Below are 16,373 nucleotides of genomic sequence, written 5' to 3'. Positions count from 1 at the left end.
GGTGATCGGTCAGGCGGTGAGGAGGGCCCGGGCGAGGCTGTCCGGCTGGGTGAAGCAGGCCTCGTGGCTGCCGGGGGCGAGGGTGGGGGTCAGGCCGAGGCGGCCGGTGAAGCGGGTCCAGTCGGTGGGGGTGAGCGTGATGTCCTCGGTGGTCAGGACGTAGCCCGCGGGGACGCCGAGCCGGGCGAAGTCGACCGGGGCGACGGGGGTGGTCAGGTACTGGAAGGGCTGGGGGACCAGCAGGGAGTGCACGATGCCCTGGGCGTCGGGGGTGGCGTCCTGCATGAAGGCCTGCCGCCAGCGTTCCAGGGGCATCAGCACGGTGTTGTCGGCGGACTGCCTGGCCAGGGTGGTCAGGAGGTCCTGCAACGGCGGGGGTACCTCGCCGAAGAGCGGGACGCCTTCGGCGGGGACGAAGGCACTCCAGTAGACGACCTTGCGGAGGCGGGAGACCAGGCGGGGCACGGCGCCGGTGATGACGTAGCCTGCCCAGCTGTGGCCGACCAGGGTCACATCCCGGAGGTCCTTGCGTTCGACCAGGTCGACGACGTAGGAGATGACGTCGCACAGCTCGTACGCGGTGGGGTCGTCGCCGTCGTTCAGGCCGGGCATCGTCGGGGCGAGGACGCGATGGCCGGCGGCGCGGAGGTACTGAGCGACCGGTCGCCAGGCCCAGCCGCCGTGCCAGCCACCGGCAATGAGAACGAAGGTTTCAGACATGTCGCTTTCTCCCTGATTAAGAAATCGGCAACTGATACCAACGGCGGAACGTACTGGTGGAGCCACAGGCCCAGCAATGTTCTGGAAGGCTACAAGTTTGATTGGCGCGTGATTTCTCCAATAAATACCCATGCGAGTGGTTTTGCTGGAAATAATGAAGCGCGCGCATTGTCTGTGCAGATTCAGCGATTTTTGGGCCGCGCAAACAAAGGGTGGGTCGGGGCCGAATTTGCTCGGCGATTTTTAAAACCCGAATCCAGGGTCACAGAAATGTATCGGGTACGAGTTGACCGACGGCACGATCAACGGCTCATCGTGACGGCAGGACCGAACCACGGCTAGGAGACGGAGTCGTGACCGACAAGCCGCTGAACAAGAGAGCCAGGAAGCGCCTCCGTCAGCAGCGGGAGGCGGAGGAGGCGGAGATCCACTTTGCCCATATGATCTTTCTGAGCGAGCAGTTGGAGGCCGACGGATTCGACGGTTTGGAGCTCCGGCCCGTCGACCTTCAGATCATCGGCCCGTTCGACGGCAGTCCGGACGACGTATCCGTCTGGCTGATCTTCGACACGGCCGAGCAGGCCGAGCAGGTCCGCACGCCCGCCGTGCTGGCGGAGTATCTGGACCACGCCAGAGCCGTCCTGCGCCGCGCGGGCTATCCACAGTCCGGCGTGGACACGCTCGGCATGGCCGCAACCTCCCTCCCGGAAATCGAAGCCGGCGGCGGCCGGTTCTTCTACTTCCGTTAACGCGCCCTCGACGTCGGCCCTGTATGGCGGCGCCGTCACCCGCGGGGGAGTGCGAGCTCCAACTCGATGAAGTAGACGCCGGTCATGATGGGGGCGAAGTCGGCGACGACCTCCGTCGCGTAGTCGCCGCCTCTGCGTGGCTTCACGGCGAGTGGGCGGCCCTCGTAGTCGGCGGTGATTCGGTAACGGCCGATGGGCACGTCCTCCAGGCCGGAGCCGTCGCCGTTTCTCGTCGCCATCCCCACGATCGGGGACCCTTCGGAACCGTCGATCAAGGGACCGTCCGGAGTGAGAGTGAGCTGCACCTTCTCGTCCTCCAGGAAGGCGTTCGGGTTGAGCGGATCGGTGATGTCCAGGTTGAAGAGCACCTTGCCGCCGTAGAAGCCGAGACCGTCGGCCCGCTTCCCCGAAAGTTTCCAGGTGAAGTTCCTGATCGCACCGCTCGGCCCGGCGAAGGGGCCGTCGTCGTCGGGCGCCAGGTTCAGGGTGTAGTCCTGACCGTTGTACTGCCTGGTCACCGTTCCCGTCGCGTGGAAGGTCGCCCCGATGTTCGTCTCGACCCGGTAGAAACCGTCGTCATTCGTCCGTACGACCCCGTTGCTGTCGTAAAGCAACTGGTTGTCGGCGACAACCTCGGCCCCCTGAATCGGACTGCCCGCCGCGTCGACCACCCGCCCCTTCAGCACGCCGGGTTCGATGTCCCCCTGTCTCATCGAGCCGTTCACCTGACCTTCGTTAGTGATCCCCGCCATCCCGCACCCGGTGAGGGTCATCAACAGGACGTAGATCATCAGCCGTCTTCCCATGTCGCAGCACGTTAAGATCGCCGTCTTGCAGGTCACTTGGAAACGAAGCGAAGGTCGGCTACCGGGCCCGGCTTTTGTCGGTCTTGATCGATAACTTGCCGCCGAAGCCGCCGCTCTCGCCGGGCACGCATCCGAGGTCCGAAAGTTTCAGGTTGCTTCCAAAAGTTTCTGAAGCATGATCCCTGCTCAGGGTCGCTGCCGTCGGCGTGGTCGCAGTGGGTGTTGACAGATCTTGTTGACGCCTGTGGTGCGGCGGCTGAAACTGAGGCCCGAAGCGGCTGAACACGCGCGCTCCCAGTGGTCAGCGGCGTACGACGGCTCGTCGGGTGGCCGACGGCCGGACAGAGCGGCGCTGGCGAAACGTACCCCGGATGGAGCCCCTGGCTTCGCCATGCCGTCGGCGTACCTGGTACCTCGAAATGAGCAGTATCGGCGGGAGGCCGGTTGATGAAACGCTTCATGTCCGCGTACGGAAACCACACGATCGTCAAGCTGGCCATAGCGGCGGTTCTCGCGGTGGCCGTCGTCACCGTGTACCCCGCGCTGGGCGTGGCCACCGGTGTCACCGTCACGCCCGCGATGAAGGGGCACTGGGTCAACAGCTGGGTGTCGATGCCGCAGCTGACGGAGCCGAACAACATGCCGCCCGCGCCGTTCACGCAGGACAACCTGGTCATGGCCGACGCCACGCTGCGGCAGACCGTACGGGTCACCATCGGCGGCGGGCAGCTGCGGCTGCGCTTCTCCAACGCGTTCGGCGGCACGGCCCTGCCCATCACCAAGGTCTCCATCGCGCTCCCGGCCGGCGGCCAGGCCGGCGTCGGCTCGATCCAGGCGGGCACCGCCCGGCCGGTGACCTTCCAGGGCAGGCCCTCGGTCTCCATCCCGGTCGGCGCGCTCGCGGTCTCCGACCCGCTGAACTTCAAGGTCGCCGCCGGGACCAACCTCACGGTGACCGTCTACCTGGCCCAGGGCCAGGCGTCCAACAACATCACCTCCCACCCGGGCTCCCGGACCACCTCCCACCTGCTCGCCGGTGACCACGTCACCGACGTGGACCTGCCCGGCGCCACCCCCACCGACCACTGGTACTTCCTCAGCGGCGTCGAGACCTGGGCCAAGGACGGGACCGCGGCGGCGGTCATGCTCGGCGACTCGCTGACCGACGGCCGCGGCTCCACCACCAACATGAACAACCGCTGGCCCGACCAGCTGCTGGACCGGCTGCGCACCCGGCACGGCGCCGACGAGGTGGCCATCCTCAACCAGGCCGCCGGCGGGAACCGGGTGCTCAACGACGGGCTCGGCCCCAACGCCCTGGCCCGGGTGGACCGCGACGTGCTGGCGCAGAGCGGGGTGGAATGGCTGCTGGTCTTCGAGGGGGTCAACGACATCGGCACCGCCGACGCCACCGCGGCCGCCCAGCAGCAGGTCGCGGCCGACCTGATCGCGGCGTACGAGCAGATCATCCTGCGCGCCCACGCACAGGGCATCCGCGTCTACGGTGCGACCTTGACCGCCTTCGGCGGCAACAGCCCGTACGACGACCCGGCCGGATACCGGGAGGCGGCCCGCCAGCGGGTCAACCAGTGGATCCGGAGCAGCCGGCGCTTCGACGCGGTCATCGACTTCGACAAGGTGACCCGCGATCCGGCCAACCCGCGGCAACTCCTGCCCGCCTACGACGTCGGCGACCACCTGCACTTCAACCCGACCGGCTACAAGGCGATCGCCGACTCGGTACCGGCCGGGCTGTTCAGGCGCAGCCCCCTGCCGCCGGGTTTCGGCTTCAACTAAAGATCACGTACAGGCGTTTGGTCGCACGTGTCATCGCCACGTACAGGTCGCGAGGGCCGGCCGTGCGACCTGCCTCGATGCCCGCGGGGTCGACGACGAGGACGGCGTCGAACTCGAGCCCGCGGGCGTCGGGGGCCGCGATCGTGATCGCCCCCGTTCCGTCGAGCCCGGCGGCCAGTTCGGCTGCGCGTCCGGCAGTGCTGATGACGCCGACCAACTCGCCGGGGTGTGCCTCGGCCTCGTGGCGCAGCCGTTCGCGGAGGTCGTCGAGCAGGCCGGTCTGCGCGACGTGGACGATGCGGGGCGGTTCGCCGTGCCGGATGGAACGGGATATCTCCTGGTCGGGCGCGATGCGGGCGAGGAGCGGGAGGGCGGTGTCGAGGATTTCCGCGGTGGTGCGGTAGTTGACGGTCAGCGTGTGCGGTTCGAATCGGGTGCCGACGAAGGGTCCGAGTGCCGCCGTCCACGAGTGGATCGTCGTACCCGATCCGGACTGCGCGAAGTCGCCCACGACGGTCATCGAGCGGGCGGGGCAGCGGCGCATGAGCATCCGCCACTCCATCTCGGTCAGTTCCTGGGCCTCGTCCACCACGATGTGACCGAAGACCTGTTCCGGCGGTCCGTCGACCAGGCTGCGTACCTCGTCGAGCAGGGCCAGGTCGGCGTGGGTGAGTCCCGCCGTAGGGGACTTGAGGTAATCCGCCAGGACGGTGGTGGCGTCCAGGCGCGGCCACACGGTGTCGATGGCGGCCTCGAAGTCGGAGTCGTCGATGAGCGTGGCGCGGATCCCGTCCCGGTCGAACTCGGGGAGGTCGGCGGTGGGGACGGTCTCGTCGAGACCGAGGGTGCGCAGGTCCGCGGCGACGGCTTGGTCGAGGTCCAGGTCGAGCATGGTCGCCACGTCCGCGTCGATCTCGTCGAGCGTCTCGATCGCGCGTCGCTCCAGCAGGTCCACGAGCTCGTCGGCCACGAGCTCTCTGAACAGCGCACGCGCGGGGTTGTACGCCTGACCGTCCCGGAGGGCGTGGGTGCGGGCGTCGTCGACCGTCCGCCCGTCCAGGACGAGCGTGTCGTGACCGACCTTGATCTCGAAGGGGACACCGTGCGGCTGCCGGTCGCGTACCCAGCCGGCGAGGGCGACCGCGAGCTCTCCCCGTCCTTTCCGCTGGGCGGCCGCGTCGGACTCGGTGGCGCTCGGCCGCACGCCCACCAGGTCCGTCGCGGTCGCGAGCCGCACGTCGTTCTCGCCGAGGGAGGGCAGCACGTCGGAGATGTAGTCGAGGAACCGGTGGTTCGGACCGAACACGAGTACGCCCCGATCGGCGATCCGGGGGAACGCGTAGAGGACGTAGGCGGCGCGGTGCAGGGCGACGATCGTCTTGCCCGTACCCGGCCCGCCCTGCACCACGGTGACACCCTGATGGGGTGACCGGACGATCGCGTCCTGCTCGGCCTGAAGCGTCGCGACCGCGTCGCGCATCCGGCCGCTGCGTGGTCGGCCGAGCACGTCGGCGAGCGGACCGTCCCCGACGACATCCTCATCGGCCGGTACGGACCCGTCGAGGATCTCGTCGCTGACGCCCACCACCGTGCGACCGTCCAGCCGCAGGTGGCGCCGTCGGCGCAGCCCCAGCGGCGACACGGGGGTCGCGGTGTAGAACGGCCGTGCGGCGTCCGCGCGCCAGTCCACGAGCACCAGGTCGCCGCCGTCCCCGTCACGCAGTCCGGTCCGGCCGATGTGCAACGACCCGCCCGCGACCGCGTCGATGCGACCGAAACACAGCGCCCGCTCCGCGCCGCGCAGTTCCCCGATCACGCGCGTCAGCCGTGCGACTTCGACGTCGCGTGCGTACAGATCCCCGGCACCGTCGATCTCGACGGCGAGCGCCCGCTTACGCGCGGCCAGCGCCTCCGCGAGAGCATGATCGAGGCGGCGGTACATCGCCTCCACCACCGCACGCTCCAGCGCGACCTGCCGCGACTCCTCGCCGTCTTCCCGCATCCCCGATGCCTCCTCCCGCCCGACCATCCAGTATGGGGACGAAAACGCGAAAAGTAAGGCTTGACTTACTCCGTGGCGTCAGCCGTGGCCACGCCAGAATGGCCCTCGAACGCGGGTCGCGTCGAGGGCCACTCAGTAAGTACGTCAGGTGGCGATCTCCGCCAGCGCCCGGTCGCGGGTGCGTACGCCGAGCCGGATTATTCCGGCCGCGACCAGCAGCAGGGCCACCATCGCGAACGACGCCGGGCGGGCGCCGTAGGTGGTGAGGATGGGCAGCACCACGAACGGGGTCACCGCGCCCCCGAGGTGTCCGACGCCGTCGGCGATGGCGGAGGCGGTGCCGCGGGCGCGGGTGGGGAAGACCTCCGCGGTGTAGGTGTACGCCGGCGTCGCCATGAACGCGATCCCGAACGAGCTGAACGGCGCGCCGATCGTCGCCACGGTCTCCCCGAGGTTGAGGCTGATCAGCAGCAGCGAGGCCGCGAACACCAGCGTGCCGATGACGACCATGGTCCGGCGTTCCATGCGTTCCACCAGGAGCATGGCCGCGACCGCCGAGATCAGCGGCATCGCCCTGGTCAGCACGCTGACCAGGACCGCGTCGGAGGTGGAGATGCCGATGCCTTCCAGGATCAGGGGGAGGTAGCTGGCGTAGCCGTACATGGCGAGGTAGAAGATGAACCAGAAGCCCAGGATGATGAGCATCCGGGACAGGTAGGGCGCCTTGAACAGGGCACGGGCCGGAACCCGTTCCTCCTCCGACGTGGTCGCCTGCTCGACGGGGGCCTCGGCCGTGATGTTCGTCCCGCCGGGCGGCAGGCCGACGCGGGACTCCATGTCGCGGACGATCTGGTCGGCCTCCCCGGCCCGGCCCACCGTGACCAGCCAGCGCGGCGACTCGACCAGGGCCCTGCGGTTGACCAGCGGCAGCACCAGCAGCACCAGTGCGCCGAAGCCCAGCAGCCAGCGCCAGCCCCCGGCGAAGTTCGACAACACCGGCAGCGAGGCGAAGCCGGCCAGCAGGAGCAGGACGGTGCCGACGGTGTAGAGGCGGGACAGGTAGCCGCCGCGCTGGTGCTTGGGGGCCAGCTCGCCGATGTACGCCGAGCAGAGCGCCAGCACCGCCCCCATCCCGCAGCCGGTCAGGAACCGGAAGAACGTCAGCGACCACACGTCCCACGAGAACGCGGTGAGCAGCCCGCCGACGCCGAGCGCGGCGATGGTCAGCAGGAGCCCCCGCTGCCGGCCGTGCCGGTCGGCGATGTGGCCGAACAGGTAGGCCCCGACGCAGTAGCCGACCAGGTTCCAGGTGATGGGGTAGCCCAGCTGGGCGCCGGCCAGGCCGAACTCGTCCCGCATCGAGGGCAGGGTGATGGTGAGGACGGAGATGTCGTAGTTGGCGAAGAAGAAGCAGAGCATGAGCGCGAACCAGGCGGCGCGGCTGAGGCCCACCTTCGGCATCGCGTCGATGCGGGCGTTGATGGAACCGGCCGAGAGGGCTGCCGGTTCTGGGGCGGACGAGTCGAGGGGGGTGTGAGACATCACGGCTCCTTGCACAGGATGAGCCGGCTCGCGCGGACCTCACGAGGCTCAGATCGATGTGGTGCGCTGAACGTAGGCAGCCCACGGCGATGTTGACCATCGCGCATCCCCACATGTGCACGTGCGCGGAAAAGCAACGTGTCAGAGCGTGAGCGTGTGCCCGGCCCACTCCTGGCGTACGGCCCGCACCAGGTCACGGACGACTTCGTCCTGGTCGGCCCGGTGGCGCACCCAGGCCACGCCCAGCAGGAACTCCAGGTCGTCGCGGAGCGGTACGACCGCGAAGGCCGCGTCGTCGAAGACGCGGGAACTGCCGCCGTGGCGGGGGTGCAGGGTCAGCGCGAGGCCGTGGCTGCGGCGGATGTGGGCGGCCAGCAGGGCCGAGTCGTGGTCGGGCATACGGTGGAACGAGGTGATCCCGGCATCCTTCAGCCGTTTGTGGAAGCGGTTCATCACGGTCGGCTGCACCGTGGCGGGGCCGATCGTCATGGTGCGTTCGGTGAGCTCGCCCAGGCTCAGCTCGTCGCGGTCGGCCAGCGGGTCGTCGGCACGGGTGACCACGCAGAAGGTGTACCGGGCCACGACCAGGCTGTCCAGGTCGGAGCGGTCGAGCGGCAGGTGCACCAGAGCCAGGTCGAGATCGCCGCGTTCCAGGCCGGGCAGCAGTTCGGCGGACGGCGCCGTGGTCACCTCGATCTCGTGGCCGGGGAAACGCTGCTCGGTGATCGCCAGCAGGTGGTCCATCACCGCGGGCGGGGACAGGTGGGTGCCGCCCACGTGCACCACGCGGCGGGCCGCCGTCGGGGCGTTGACCAGGCCTTTCAGGCTGTCCACGCGGAGCAGGACGTCGCGGACGGGGTCGAGCAGGGCCCGGCCGTCGGAGGTCAGCTCGACCTGGTGGTAGCGGCGGACGAACAGGGCGACGCCGAGTTCGCGTTCGAGGTCGCGGACGGCGCGGCTGACCGGTGAGGGCGTCAGGTGCAGCCGCTCGGCGGCGCGGCCGAAATGCAGTTCCTCGGCAACGGCCACGAAACACCGGAGTTGCTGCACGTCCATAGCGGGGAGTCTGTGCCGGGGCGTCGCCGCGGGTCAAGGCACGCGTTGCGGATCCGGCAACGACCACGTTGCGGATTCGGACGTTCACAGAACGGAATCAGCCATGACATCCTCTCGCCATCCACCTGAAATCTCCCGGATTGGGGTGATCAACCATGCCCACCGGCCTTCCCCTCGCCGGTGTCCGGGTCATCGACCTGGCCGACGGCAAGGCCGAGATGTGCGGGCGGTTCCTCGCCGACCTGGGGGCCGACGTGATCAGGGTCGAGCCGCCGGGAGGGGCGCCGACCCGGAAGCGGGCGCCCCTGCACGACGGAGTGAGCCTGTACTTCGCGACCCACAACGCCGGCAAACGCGGCGTCACCCTGGCGCTGGACGATCCCCGGCTGCTCGACCTGGCCGCCGGGGCGGACATCCTGATCGAGACCGAACGTCCGGGCACCCTCGACGTGGCGGCGCTGCACGACCGCAACCCGGCCCTGGTCGTCGTGTCGATCACCGACTTCGGGCAGACCGGGCCCTACCGCGACTGGGTCGGCACCGACGGCACCCACCTGGCCCTTGGCGGGGTGCTCTCCCGGTCGGGCATCCCCGAGCGGGAGCCCGTCCTGCCTCCGGGGCCGCTGGCGCGGGAGTCCGCCGCCGTGCAGGCCGCGTGGGCGGCGCTGGTGGCGTACTACAACCGGCTCGACACGGGGGTGGGCGACCACGTCGACTGCTCGGTGTACGAGATGACCGCGCAGGTCCTCGACCCCGGCTTCGGCATCGGCGGCTCGGCCACCGGCGGGGTGCCGGCCACCTCCCTGCCACGCGGCCGGCCCGCGGCGGGCAACCTCTACCCGATCTTCCCCTGCGCCGACGGCTACGTCCGGATCTGCGTGCTGGCCAGACGCCAGTGGCGCGGCATGTACGGCTGGCTCGGTGAGCCCGCGGAGTTCGCCGACCCGAAATACGACAACCTGGCTGCCAGGTTCGGCGCCTCCGAGCGGCTGCACGTGCTGATCGGCGATCTGTTCCGGGACCGTACGCGCGACGAGCTGGTCGCCCAGGGCCAGGAGCGAGGGGTGCCGATCGCGGCCCTGCTCGACCCGGGCGAGGTGCTGGACAGCCCGCACTTCCTGGCACGCGGCGGTCTCATCGACGCGGAGGTCGCCCCGGGACTCACCGGGCGGCTACCGTCCGGGTACCTGGAGGTCAACGGCGTCCGCGCCGGTTTCCGGCGCCGGGCGCCGGAGGTCGGAGAGCACAACGCGGAGGTGTTCGGGGAGACCCGGCCCGCCCCGCCCGCCAAGCGGCCCGTCCCGCCGAAACGGCGGCCGCTCGAAGGGTTGCGGGTGCTCGACCTGGGTGTGATCGTGGTCGGCGCCGAGCTCGGGCGGCTCCTGGCCGACCAGGGCGCCGAGGTCATCAAGATTGAGAGCCGGGCGTACCCGGACGGCAGCCGCCAGTCGCTCACCGGGGAGACCATCAGCGTCAGCTTCACCTGGGGCCACCGCAACAAGCTCAGCGCGGGGATCAACCTGCGTTCCCCCGAAGGGCTGGAGCTGTTCAAGCGGCTGGCCGCCGAGTCCGACATCATCCTGTCGAACTTCAAGCCGGGCACGCTGGAGTCCCTCGGCATCGGCTACGACGTCATCAGCGCGCTGAATCCGCGCGTCATCATGGCCGACAGCAGCGCCTTCGGCGCGACCGGGCCGTGGAGCAGGCGAATGGGGTACGGCCCGCTCGTCCGCGCCTCGACCGGGCTGACCATGTTGTGGCGGGACCACGGGGTCGAGGCGGGGTTCTGCGACGCCATCACGATCTATCCCGACCACATCGCCGCCCGGGTGGGCGCGGTGGGCGTGCTGGCGGCGCTGATCGCGCGGCGCCGTACCGGGAAGGGCGCGACGGTCAGCGTCGCGCAGGCCGAGACGATCCTCACCCAGTTCGCCACGAACTTCCTGCAGGAGTCGCTGGCGCCTGGCTCGTTCAGCGACCAGGGGGATCTCTTCCAGGGGATCTTCCCGTGCGCGGGCGACGACGAGTGGATCGTCGTCGCGGCCGAGACCGACGAGCAGCGGCGCCGGCTGCGCGAGGTCGCCGCGGACCTCGCCGCCTGGACGGCTGCCCGGCCGCCGCGCGAGTGCATGGAAGTTCTGCAGGCCGCCGGGGTGCCCGCCGGGATGATGCAGCGGGTCATCGAGTACCTGGAGGATCCGCAGCTGGTCGCGCGGGGGTTCCTGCGGGAGATGCGCCAGCCGCATGTCGACCATGTGGTGCGTACCGAGAACGGGCCCGCCACGTTCCGGGGGGTGGCCGACCCCGAACTCCGCCCGGCTCCCCTGGCGGGGGAGCACACCCGGGTGGTGGCCGCCAAACTGCTCGGCCTGGCCGAGTCGGAGATTCAGGCCCTGATCGAGGCCGGTGTACTGGAAGGAGCCGATCATGACTGAGCCCGCCGCGCTCGTCGAGCGCCGTGACCACGTCATGTTGATCACATTGAACCGCCCGGAGGTACGCAACGCCGTCAACGCCGCGTTGACCCGGGCCGTGGGGGAGGCCCTCGACGAGGCCGACGCCGATCCCTCGGTCCGGGCGGTGGTGCTGACCGGGGCGGGGGACAAGGCGTTCTGCGCCGGAGCCGACCTGAAGGCGGTGGCCCGGGGCGAGTTCACCACCGAAGGGCTGAAACCGCACTGGGGATTCGCCGGATGTGTCACGCATCCGATCAGCAAGCCCGTCATCGCCGCCGTCAACGGGTTCGCGCTCGGCGGTGGCACCGAGATCGCCCTGTGGGCCGACCTGGTGGTGGCCGCAGAAACGGCCGCCTTCGGCCTGCCGGAGGTGAAACGCGGCATCATCGCGGGCGCGGGCGGGGCGTTCCGGCTGATCCAGCAGTTGCCCGCCAAGGTCGCCATGGAGATCCTGCTGACCGGCGATCCCGTCCCGGCCGCCGAGGCGCTCCGGCTCGGTCTGGTCAACCGGGTCGTGCCGCAGGACCAGGTGGTCGCGGCCGCGCTTGAGCTGGCCGGGCGCGTCTGCGCCAACGCGCCGTTGTCGGTGCAGGCCAGCAAGCGCATCGCCCGCGGCTTCTCCGAGGAGGCCGCCTGGGCCCGCTCGGCGGCCGAAGCAGAGCTGATCATGAAGTCGGCGGACGCGAAGGAGGGGCCGCGCGCGTTCGCCGAGAAGCGCGCCCCCGTGTGGGAGGGCCGATGAGCGCCGTCATCGCCGGTCTCGGCATCACCGAGATGGGCAAGGTCTACGGGCGTACCGCACCGGAGTTCGCCGCCGACGCGGTCCGGCTGGCCGCCGCCGACGCGGGCCTGACCGTGTCCGACATCGACGGACTGCTGACCAACACCGGCATCAGCGGCGACGTCGGCCTTAACCTCCAGCGGGACCTGGGCCTGCGCGACCTGCGACTGCTGTCGGAGGTCCAGGCGTACGGCTCCTCCGCCGGAGCCATGGTCCAGTACGCCGCCATGGCCGTTGAGTCCGGCATGGTGGACGTGGTGGCCTGCGTCTTCGCCGACGCCCCCCTGAAGGACCCTTCGTCAGGGGCGGGGGCCGCCTACGCGGGCGCCGGAAGGAGACCCGCCGGCTGGCAGGGCTTGGCCGCGGCCTCCGGCATCTACAGCGCGAACACGATGTACGCTCTGGCCACCCGCCGCCACATGCGGACATACGGCACCACCAGCGAGCAACTCGGCCACATCGCGGTCGCCCAGCGGGCCTGGGCGGCGAAGAACCCGCTGGCCCAGATGCGCGATCCGATCACCCTGGCCGACCACCAGAACTCCCGGTGGATCGCCGAGCCCCTCCACCTGCTCGACTGCTGCCTGGTCAGCAACGGCGGCGTCGCGGTCATCGTCACCTCCGCCGACCGCGCCGCCGACCTGCCCCAACCGGCCGTGCACATCCTCGGCTGGGGCCAGGCCCATCCCGGCTATGTCATGGGCCCCGGCAGCGAACTCGGCCTGGTCAGCGGTGCGGCGATCTCCGGCCCGACCGCACTCAAGATGGCCGGGGTGACCATCGCCGACATCGACGTCGTCGAGCTGTACGACTGCTACACCTTCACCGTGCTCCTCTCCCTGGAGGACTACGGCTTCTGCGCCAAGGGCGAAGGTGGCCCCTTCGTGGCCGGCGGCGCGCTCGGTTCGCTGGCGGTCAACACCGGCGGCGGCCAGCTGTCCTCGTACTACATGTGGGGCATGACACCGCTGTCGGAGGCCGTCATCCAGGCACGTGGCCAGGGTGGCGAGCGTCAGGTCCCCCGGCACGACCTGGTGCTGGTCAGCGGCAACGGCGGCCTGCTCGACCACCACTCGACCCTCATCCTCAGCCCGAACCCGCGATAGGAGCCCGCCGATGCCCGTGGGAATCGTCCAGCGCGACGCGGCCACCGCCGAATTCTTCGACGGCACCGCACGCGGCGACCTGCTGATCCGCCACTGCGACACCTGCGACGGCTGGTCCGCGCCCCAGGCCCGCACCTGCCCGCACTGCGCCTCGCCCGGCCTGTCGTGGGCCCCGGCCGCCGGTACGGGAAAGGTGGTGACGTGGTCCGTCGTCCACACCAAGGGCCTGCCGCCCTACACAGTCGGGATCGTCGAACTCGACGAGGGCCCATGGCTCCAACTCCAGCTCACCGGGGACCTCCCCGAGGACCTGGCCGACCTGCGGGTCCGCGCCACTTTCGAACACCCCGAAGGAGGCGAGGCCGTCCCCGTTTTCACTCCCGCCAGAGTGTGGAAGGCACCCTGACGGCTAACCCGCGAGCCGGTTCAGGAGGTTGCGGAGTTCTTTCGGCTCTCCGTACGTCCAGCGCTCGGGCGACTCCTCCAACCCTCGGAGTTCGGGCAGCGCCGCCTGGAGTCCGGCCCATGGCGTGATGGCTCGGATCAGCTGCACCAGTTCCTGCGGGTCTTCTTCGGAGGCCAGCCGGGCGCGTACGGCGGGCATCAGCTCCTCCGCGAACGGAGCGGCCTTGGACAGCAGGGAATTCAGCAGCGTCGTGTTCGTTTGCAGGTTTCGTGGCCCGTCCATCCTGAGCGACATGGACTCCTCGCGGATCATCCGCTGCAGCGTGGGCACGCACCTGGGGTCACCGTGGGTGATGAGGACGCCGAGCGCCATTTCGTCCAGCCCGGGCGTGTCGAGCGCGGCGGCGATCTGGTCGAGGTGGCGCGCCCTGGCCGGGTCCTCCGGGTCGCCGAGCCAGCACGAGATGCTCCGCATGGCGGCCAGCCGCACGTTGGTCTCCGGATGCCGGAGCAGTTCCCCGACGAGCCGGCCCAGCGGCTCGCCCAGCCCCGGATGGCGATTGTGCAGGTCGCCCGCGTCCCAGCACAGGCTTTCGGCCCACGTGCTGTGGACCTGTCCGTCCTGGACCAGGGTGAGCATCCTGGTCAGCCAGCGGGCCAGCGCGTCGGCGAGCGGGCGCAGCTGCATGTCGACGACGTCTTCGAGGTGGTTCCACTCCGGTTCCGTCCAGGGGAGCTCCCGCACGTGGGAGGCGACATCGTCGTCGGTGAAGCCGATCGTCAGCGCCTCGATCACGTGGTCGTCGAGTTCGGCGCCCGCGGTGGGATCCTCCTCGAATCGTGACACCTTGAACGGCCGCATCACCAGGCCCAGCGCGGCGCCGCAGCGGGTGATCGGCGCATGCGTGGGGGTCGTGAGCTCGCGCAGGTACGCACGCTGCTCGGGAAACCCGCCGAGGGCGATCAGGAGAGTGAGCGTGGTGGGCGCGTCCTGCTCCTTCTCAAGGTGGGCGCGCAGTGCTTCGGGTAGCAGGGGATCGGAGCAGTAGGTCAGCACGAACGCGGACGCACGCCGGACCGCCAGGCTCGGGTGCTCCAGCCGGGCCAGGAGCGCGGGCGTCCCGGCTTCCCCTACCGTCTGCAGCCAGTCCGCCCAGTGTTCGGACTCGTGCCGCGGCACGTCTTTGGGCACGAATCTCAGCCCGAGGTCGTCGGTGAGCGCTTGGAGCCCTATGGCGGCCTTGGATCCCGGCTCATCCAGCATGGAACCGAAGTCCAGGATGACGCCGAACCAGTCAAAACTCATTCGATCCCTGTTTCTGCCATTTATCGGAACACGCGGGTGAGGAGCCCGGAGCCGGTTCCCGGTGTGTGGAAGACCACGACGAGGTCACCCGGACGCACGTTGGGGTGGCGCCACCACAGTCGCTGCGCGAAGGTCGCCGTCACCACCGTCGCGTCGAGCACCCTGACCTGGAAGCGCAGGTCGTACCTGCCCTTGGGGCCGGGCCAGAGCGCCTGGACCACACCGAGGGTGTACACGTGCGTGCCGATTGGGCGGGCCAGCCCGGCGGCGGCCGGGCTGCCGGAGCTGAGGGCTTCGTAGGAGGTACGCAACTCCTCGTTCGTCCATCGTGGCGGCTGGAATTTCGGCATCCTCCGGGCGTACAGGTAGGAGCCGAGCGGGATCGCCACCGCCAGGACGATGATCGCGTACCTCGCCCAGTCTCCCAGCGTCACGCGCTGCCTGCGGTGTTCAGCAGGAACTGGACGAGCGGCCGGATCTCGGGCGGCAGGCTGCCCTCGTGGTACCAGTAGGAGCGGCGCTCGCCGTCCCGCTCGACGTGCAGTTCGTAGAACGTCGAATCGGGCACCGGTGGGGGGAACAGGCCACGGAAGTCCTCGGCGGGCAGCGCTCTGAGCAGCGATTCCAGCTCACGTGCCGCGTCGGCGGGCAGCTGGGAGGCGTCCACGGGGACGCTTCGGTCCAGCGGCGGCAGCCCCCCGGTAAGGCGGAGGCGGACCCGTAGCGTCGTGCCAGACACCGTAATCGTCTCCCTCTTCGGAAATTTCCGGCGGTCTAGTGTGATCAGCCTCGCTTGACGAATGCTTGCAAGGGATAGATTTGGGGCTATGGGAGTTACCGGTCACATGGACGACGCTCCTCGCGGCCGGTCCGCGAGCATCTGGGATGTCGCCCGGGTGGCCGGGGTCTCCCAGCAGACCGTCTCCCGTGTCATCAACGGCAAGGCCAGGGTGAGCGAGGCGACCAGGGCCAAGGTCCTGCAGGTCATCGCCGAGCTCGGCTACCGCCCCAACCGGCTGGCCCAGGCGCTGGCCGGCGGCCCGGCGCGGTCGGTCACCGTGCTGACCTCCGACACCGCCCTGTACGGCGCGGCCGCCACGCTGCGCGGCATGGAGGAGGCGGCCAGGAGGGCGGGCTTCTCGGTGGGCATCAGCGTGCTGGAGCCCGACCTGGAGCCGGCTTGACCCGGAGGCCGCGCCGGCCGTTCCGGTCTGGAGCGAGCCGGAACTGATCGTCCGCGAGAGCAGCGGCCCGGCGCCGGCCTGACCGCCCGGCGACCACGCGAGCGCCCTGGTCACCGGGTGCGCGGGAACGCGAAGGGCCATCGGCGCTCGGGGGTGCCGATGGCCCGATGCGTTCGCCGCCCGGCGAGGAAACCGCCCAGCGAGGAAACCGCCCAGCGAGGAAACCGCTCGGGGAGGAAACTGCTCGGGGAGGAGTCAGCGCGGGGTCAGGACCAGGCGGTAGGCCCGGTTGGCGTCCTGGTTGGCGATCGGGATGGTGAGGCTTCCGTTGGTGAGGGTGTAGGCGGTCGAGGACACCGTGGTCGGCCCGGACACGTTCGTCGTGCGTCCGGTGCCCGGGGTGTACTCCAGGGTGGCGGTGACCGAGGAGCCCAGCGCGCCGATCCCGTCCACCCGGATCGAG

General features: G+C 69.9%; 15 protein-coding genes and 1 pseudogene. 7 read left to right on the top strand and 9 right to left on the bottom strand.

Going from position 1 to position 16,373, the window contains the following annotated elements; translation table 11 throughout:
- Positions 1-9: 9 nt before the first annotated feature.
- Positions 10-720, bottom strand: coding sequence for an alpha/beta fold hydrolase (locus KIP79_RS29680; RefSeq protein WP_214108245.1), 711 nt, complete (start codon positions 718-720; stop codon positions 10-12).
- A gap of 353 nt (positions 721-1,073) precedes the next feature.
- Here KIP79_RS29680 and KIP79_RS29675 point away from each other — a divergent pair, with 353 nt between their 5' ends.
- Positions 1,074-1,469: a hypothetical protein gene (locus KIP79_RS29675; protein ID WP_214108244.1), complete on the top strand. Its 396-nt coding sequence runs from the start codon at positions 1,074-1,076 to the stop codon at positions 1,467-1,469.
- 35 nt (positions 1,470-1,504) lie between these two features.
- Here KIP79_RS29675 and KIP79_RS29670 read toward each other — a convergent pair whose 3' ends face one another.
- Positions 1,505-2,275 carry a carboxypeptidase-like regulatory domain-containing protein gene (locus tag KIP79_RS29670; RefSeq protein WP_214108243.1) on the bottom strand — a complete coding sequence of 257 codons (771 nt, stop codon included), beginning with the start codon at positions 2,273-2,275 and terminating at the stop codon, positions 1,505-1,507.
- Between the two features lie 447 nt (positions 2,276-2,722).
- On the opposite strand from KIP79_RS29670, the gene KIP79_RS29665 reads away from it, so the two are divergent.
- Positions 2,723-4,072, top strand: a complete 1,350-nt coding sequence (locus KIP79_RS29665) for an SGNH/GDSL hydrolase family protein (RefSeq protein WP_250214056.1) — start codon at positions 2,723-2,725, stop codon at positions 4,070-4,072.
- Here KIP79_RS29665 and KIP79_RS29660 read toward each other — a convergent pair.
- From KIP79_RS29660 to KIP79_RS29650, 3 genes are all read right to left on the bottom strand, one after another.
- Positions 4,065-6,074 carry a HelD family protein gene (locus KIP79_RS29660; RefSeq protein WP_250214055.1) on the bottom strand — a complete coding sequence of 670 codons (2,010 nt, stop codon included), beginning with the start codon at positions 6,072-6,074 and terminating at the stop codon, positions 4,065-4,067. The two genes, KIP79_RS29665 and KIP79_RS29660, sit on opposite strands and share 8 nt — an antisense overlap.
- Positions 6,075-6,218: 144 nt before the next feature.
- Positions 6,219-7,616 carry an MFS transporter gene (locus tag KIP79_RS29655; RefSeq protein WP_214108242.1) on the bottom strand — a complete coding sequence of 466 codons (1,398 nt, stop codon included), beginning with the start codon at positions 7,614-7,616 and terminating at the stop codon, positions 6,219-6,221.
- 141 nt (positions 7,617-7,757) lie between these two features.
- Positions 7,758-8,672 carry a LysR family transcriptional regulator gene (locus KIP79_RS29650; protein ID WP_214108241.1) on the bottom strand — a complete coding sequence of 305 codons (915 nt, stop codon included), beginning with the start codon at positions 8,670-8,672 and terminating at the stop codon, positions 7,758-7,760.
- Positions 8,673-8,827: 155 nt separating this feature from the next.
- Here KIP79_RS29650 and KIP79_RS29645 point away from each other — a divergent pair, with 155 nt between their 5' ends.
- The 4 genes from KIP79_RS29645 to KIP79_RS29630 are packed head-to-tail and all read left to right on the top strand — an operon-like array spanning position 8,828 to position 13,421.
- A complete protein-coding gene (locus KIP79_RS29645; protein WP_214108240.1) occupies positions 8,828-11,107 on the top strand; it encodes a CaiB/BaiF CoA transferase family protein in 2,280 nt (759 codons plus the stop codon).
- Positions 11,100-11,870, top strand: a complete 771-nt coding sequence (locus KIP79_RS29640) for a crotonase/enoyl-CoA hydratase family protein (protein ID WP_214108239.1) — start codon at positions 11,100-11,102, stop codon at positions 11,868-11,870. Before KIP79_RS29645 ends, KIP79_RS29640 begins: the two co-directional genes overlap by 8 nt.
- Positions 11,867-13,015, top strand: a complete 1,149-nt coding sequence (locus KIP79_RS29635) for a thiolase family protein (RefSeq protein ID WP_214108238.1) — start codon at positions 11,867-11,869, stop codon at positions 13,013-13,015. Before KIP79_RS29640 ends, KIP79_RS29635 begins: the two co-directional genes overlap by 4 nt.
- Before the next feature lie 10 nt (positions 13,016-13,025).
- Positions 13,026-13,421 carry a Zn-ribbon domain-containing OB-fold protein gene (locus tag KIP79_RS29630; RefSeq protein WP_214108237.1) on the top strand — a complete coding sequence of 132 codons (396 nt, stop codon included), beginning with the start codon at positions 13,026-13,028 and terminating at the stop codon, positions 13,419-13,421.
- Between the two features lie 3 nt (positions 13,422-13,424).
- Here KIP79_RS29630 and KIP79_RS29625 read toward each other — a convergent pair whose 3' ends face one another.
- The 3 genes from KIP79_RS29625 to KIP79_RS29615 are packed head-to-tail and all read right to left on the bottom strand — an operon-like array spanning position 13,425 to position 15,465.
- Positions 13,425-14,726 carry a hypothetical protein gene (locus KIP79_RS29625; RefSeq protein ID WP_214108236.1) on the bottom strand — a complete coding sequence of 434 codons (1,302 nt, stop codon included), beginning with the start codon at positions 14,724-14,726 and terminating at the stop codon, positions 13,425-13,427.
- A 20-nt stretch (positions 14,727-14,746) separates the two neighbouring features.
- Entirely contained in the window at positions 14,747-15,160 is a 414-nt protein-coding gene (locus KIP79_RS29620; RefSeq protein ID WP_214108235.1) for a hypothetical protein, read from the bottom strand.
- Positions 15,157-15,465, bottom strand: a complete 309-nt coding sequence (locus KIP79_RS29615) for a protealysin inhibitor emfourin (RefSeq protein ID WP_214108234.1) — start codon at positions 15,463-15,465, stop codon at positions 15,157-15,159. The genes KIP79_RS29620 and KIP79_RS29615 overlap by 4 nt, the downstream gene beginning before the upstream one ends.
- 106 nt (positions 15,466-15,571) lie before the next feature.
- Here KIP79_RS29615 and KIP79_RS29610 point away from each other — a divergent pair, with 106 nt between their 5' ends.
- On the top strand, positions 15,572-15,910 hold the full coding sequence (locus tag KIP79_RS29610) for a LacI family DNA-binding transcriptional regulator (protein WP_214108233.1): 339 nt from the start codon (positions 15,572-15,574) through the stop codon (positions 15,908-15,910).
- 255 nt (positions 15,911-16,165) lie between these two features.
- Here the strand turns inward: KIP79_RS29610 and KIP79_RS29605 are convergent.
- Positions 16,166-16,373 (bottom strand): annotated as a pseudogene (locus tag KIP79_RS29605) (CBM35 domain-containing protein); the annotation flags it as partial.

Origin of the sequence: Acrocarpospora catenulata (assembly GCF_018476525.1) — a bacterium.
Taxonomy (GTDB): Bacteria; Actinomycetota; Actinomycetes; order Streptosporangiales; family Streptosporangiaceae; genus Acrocarpospora; species Acrocarpospora catenulata.
Note: the sequence above shows the minus strand (reverse complement) of the source record. Positions and strands in the feature narration are given on the sequence as shown.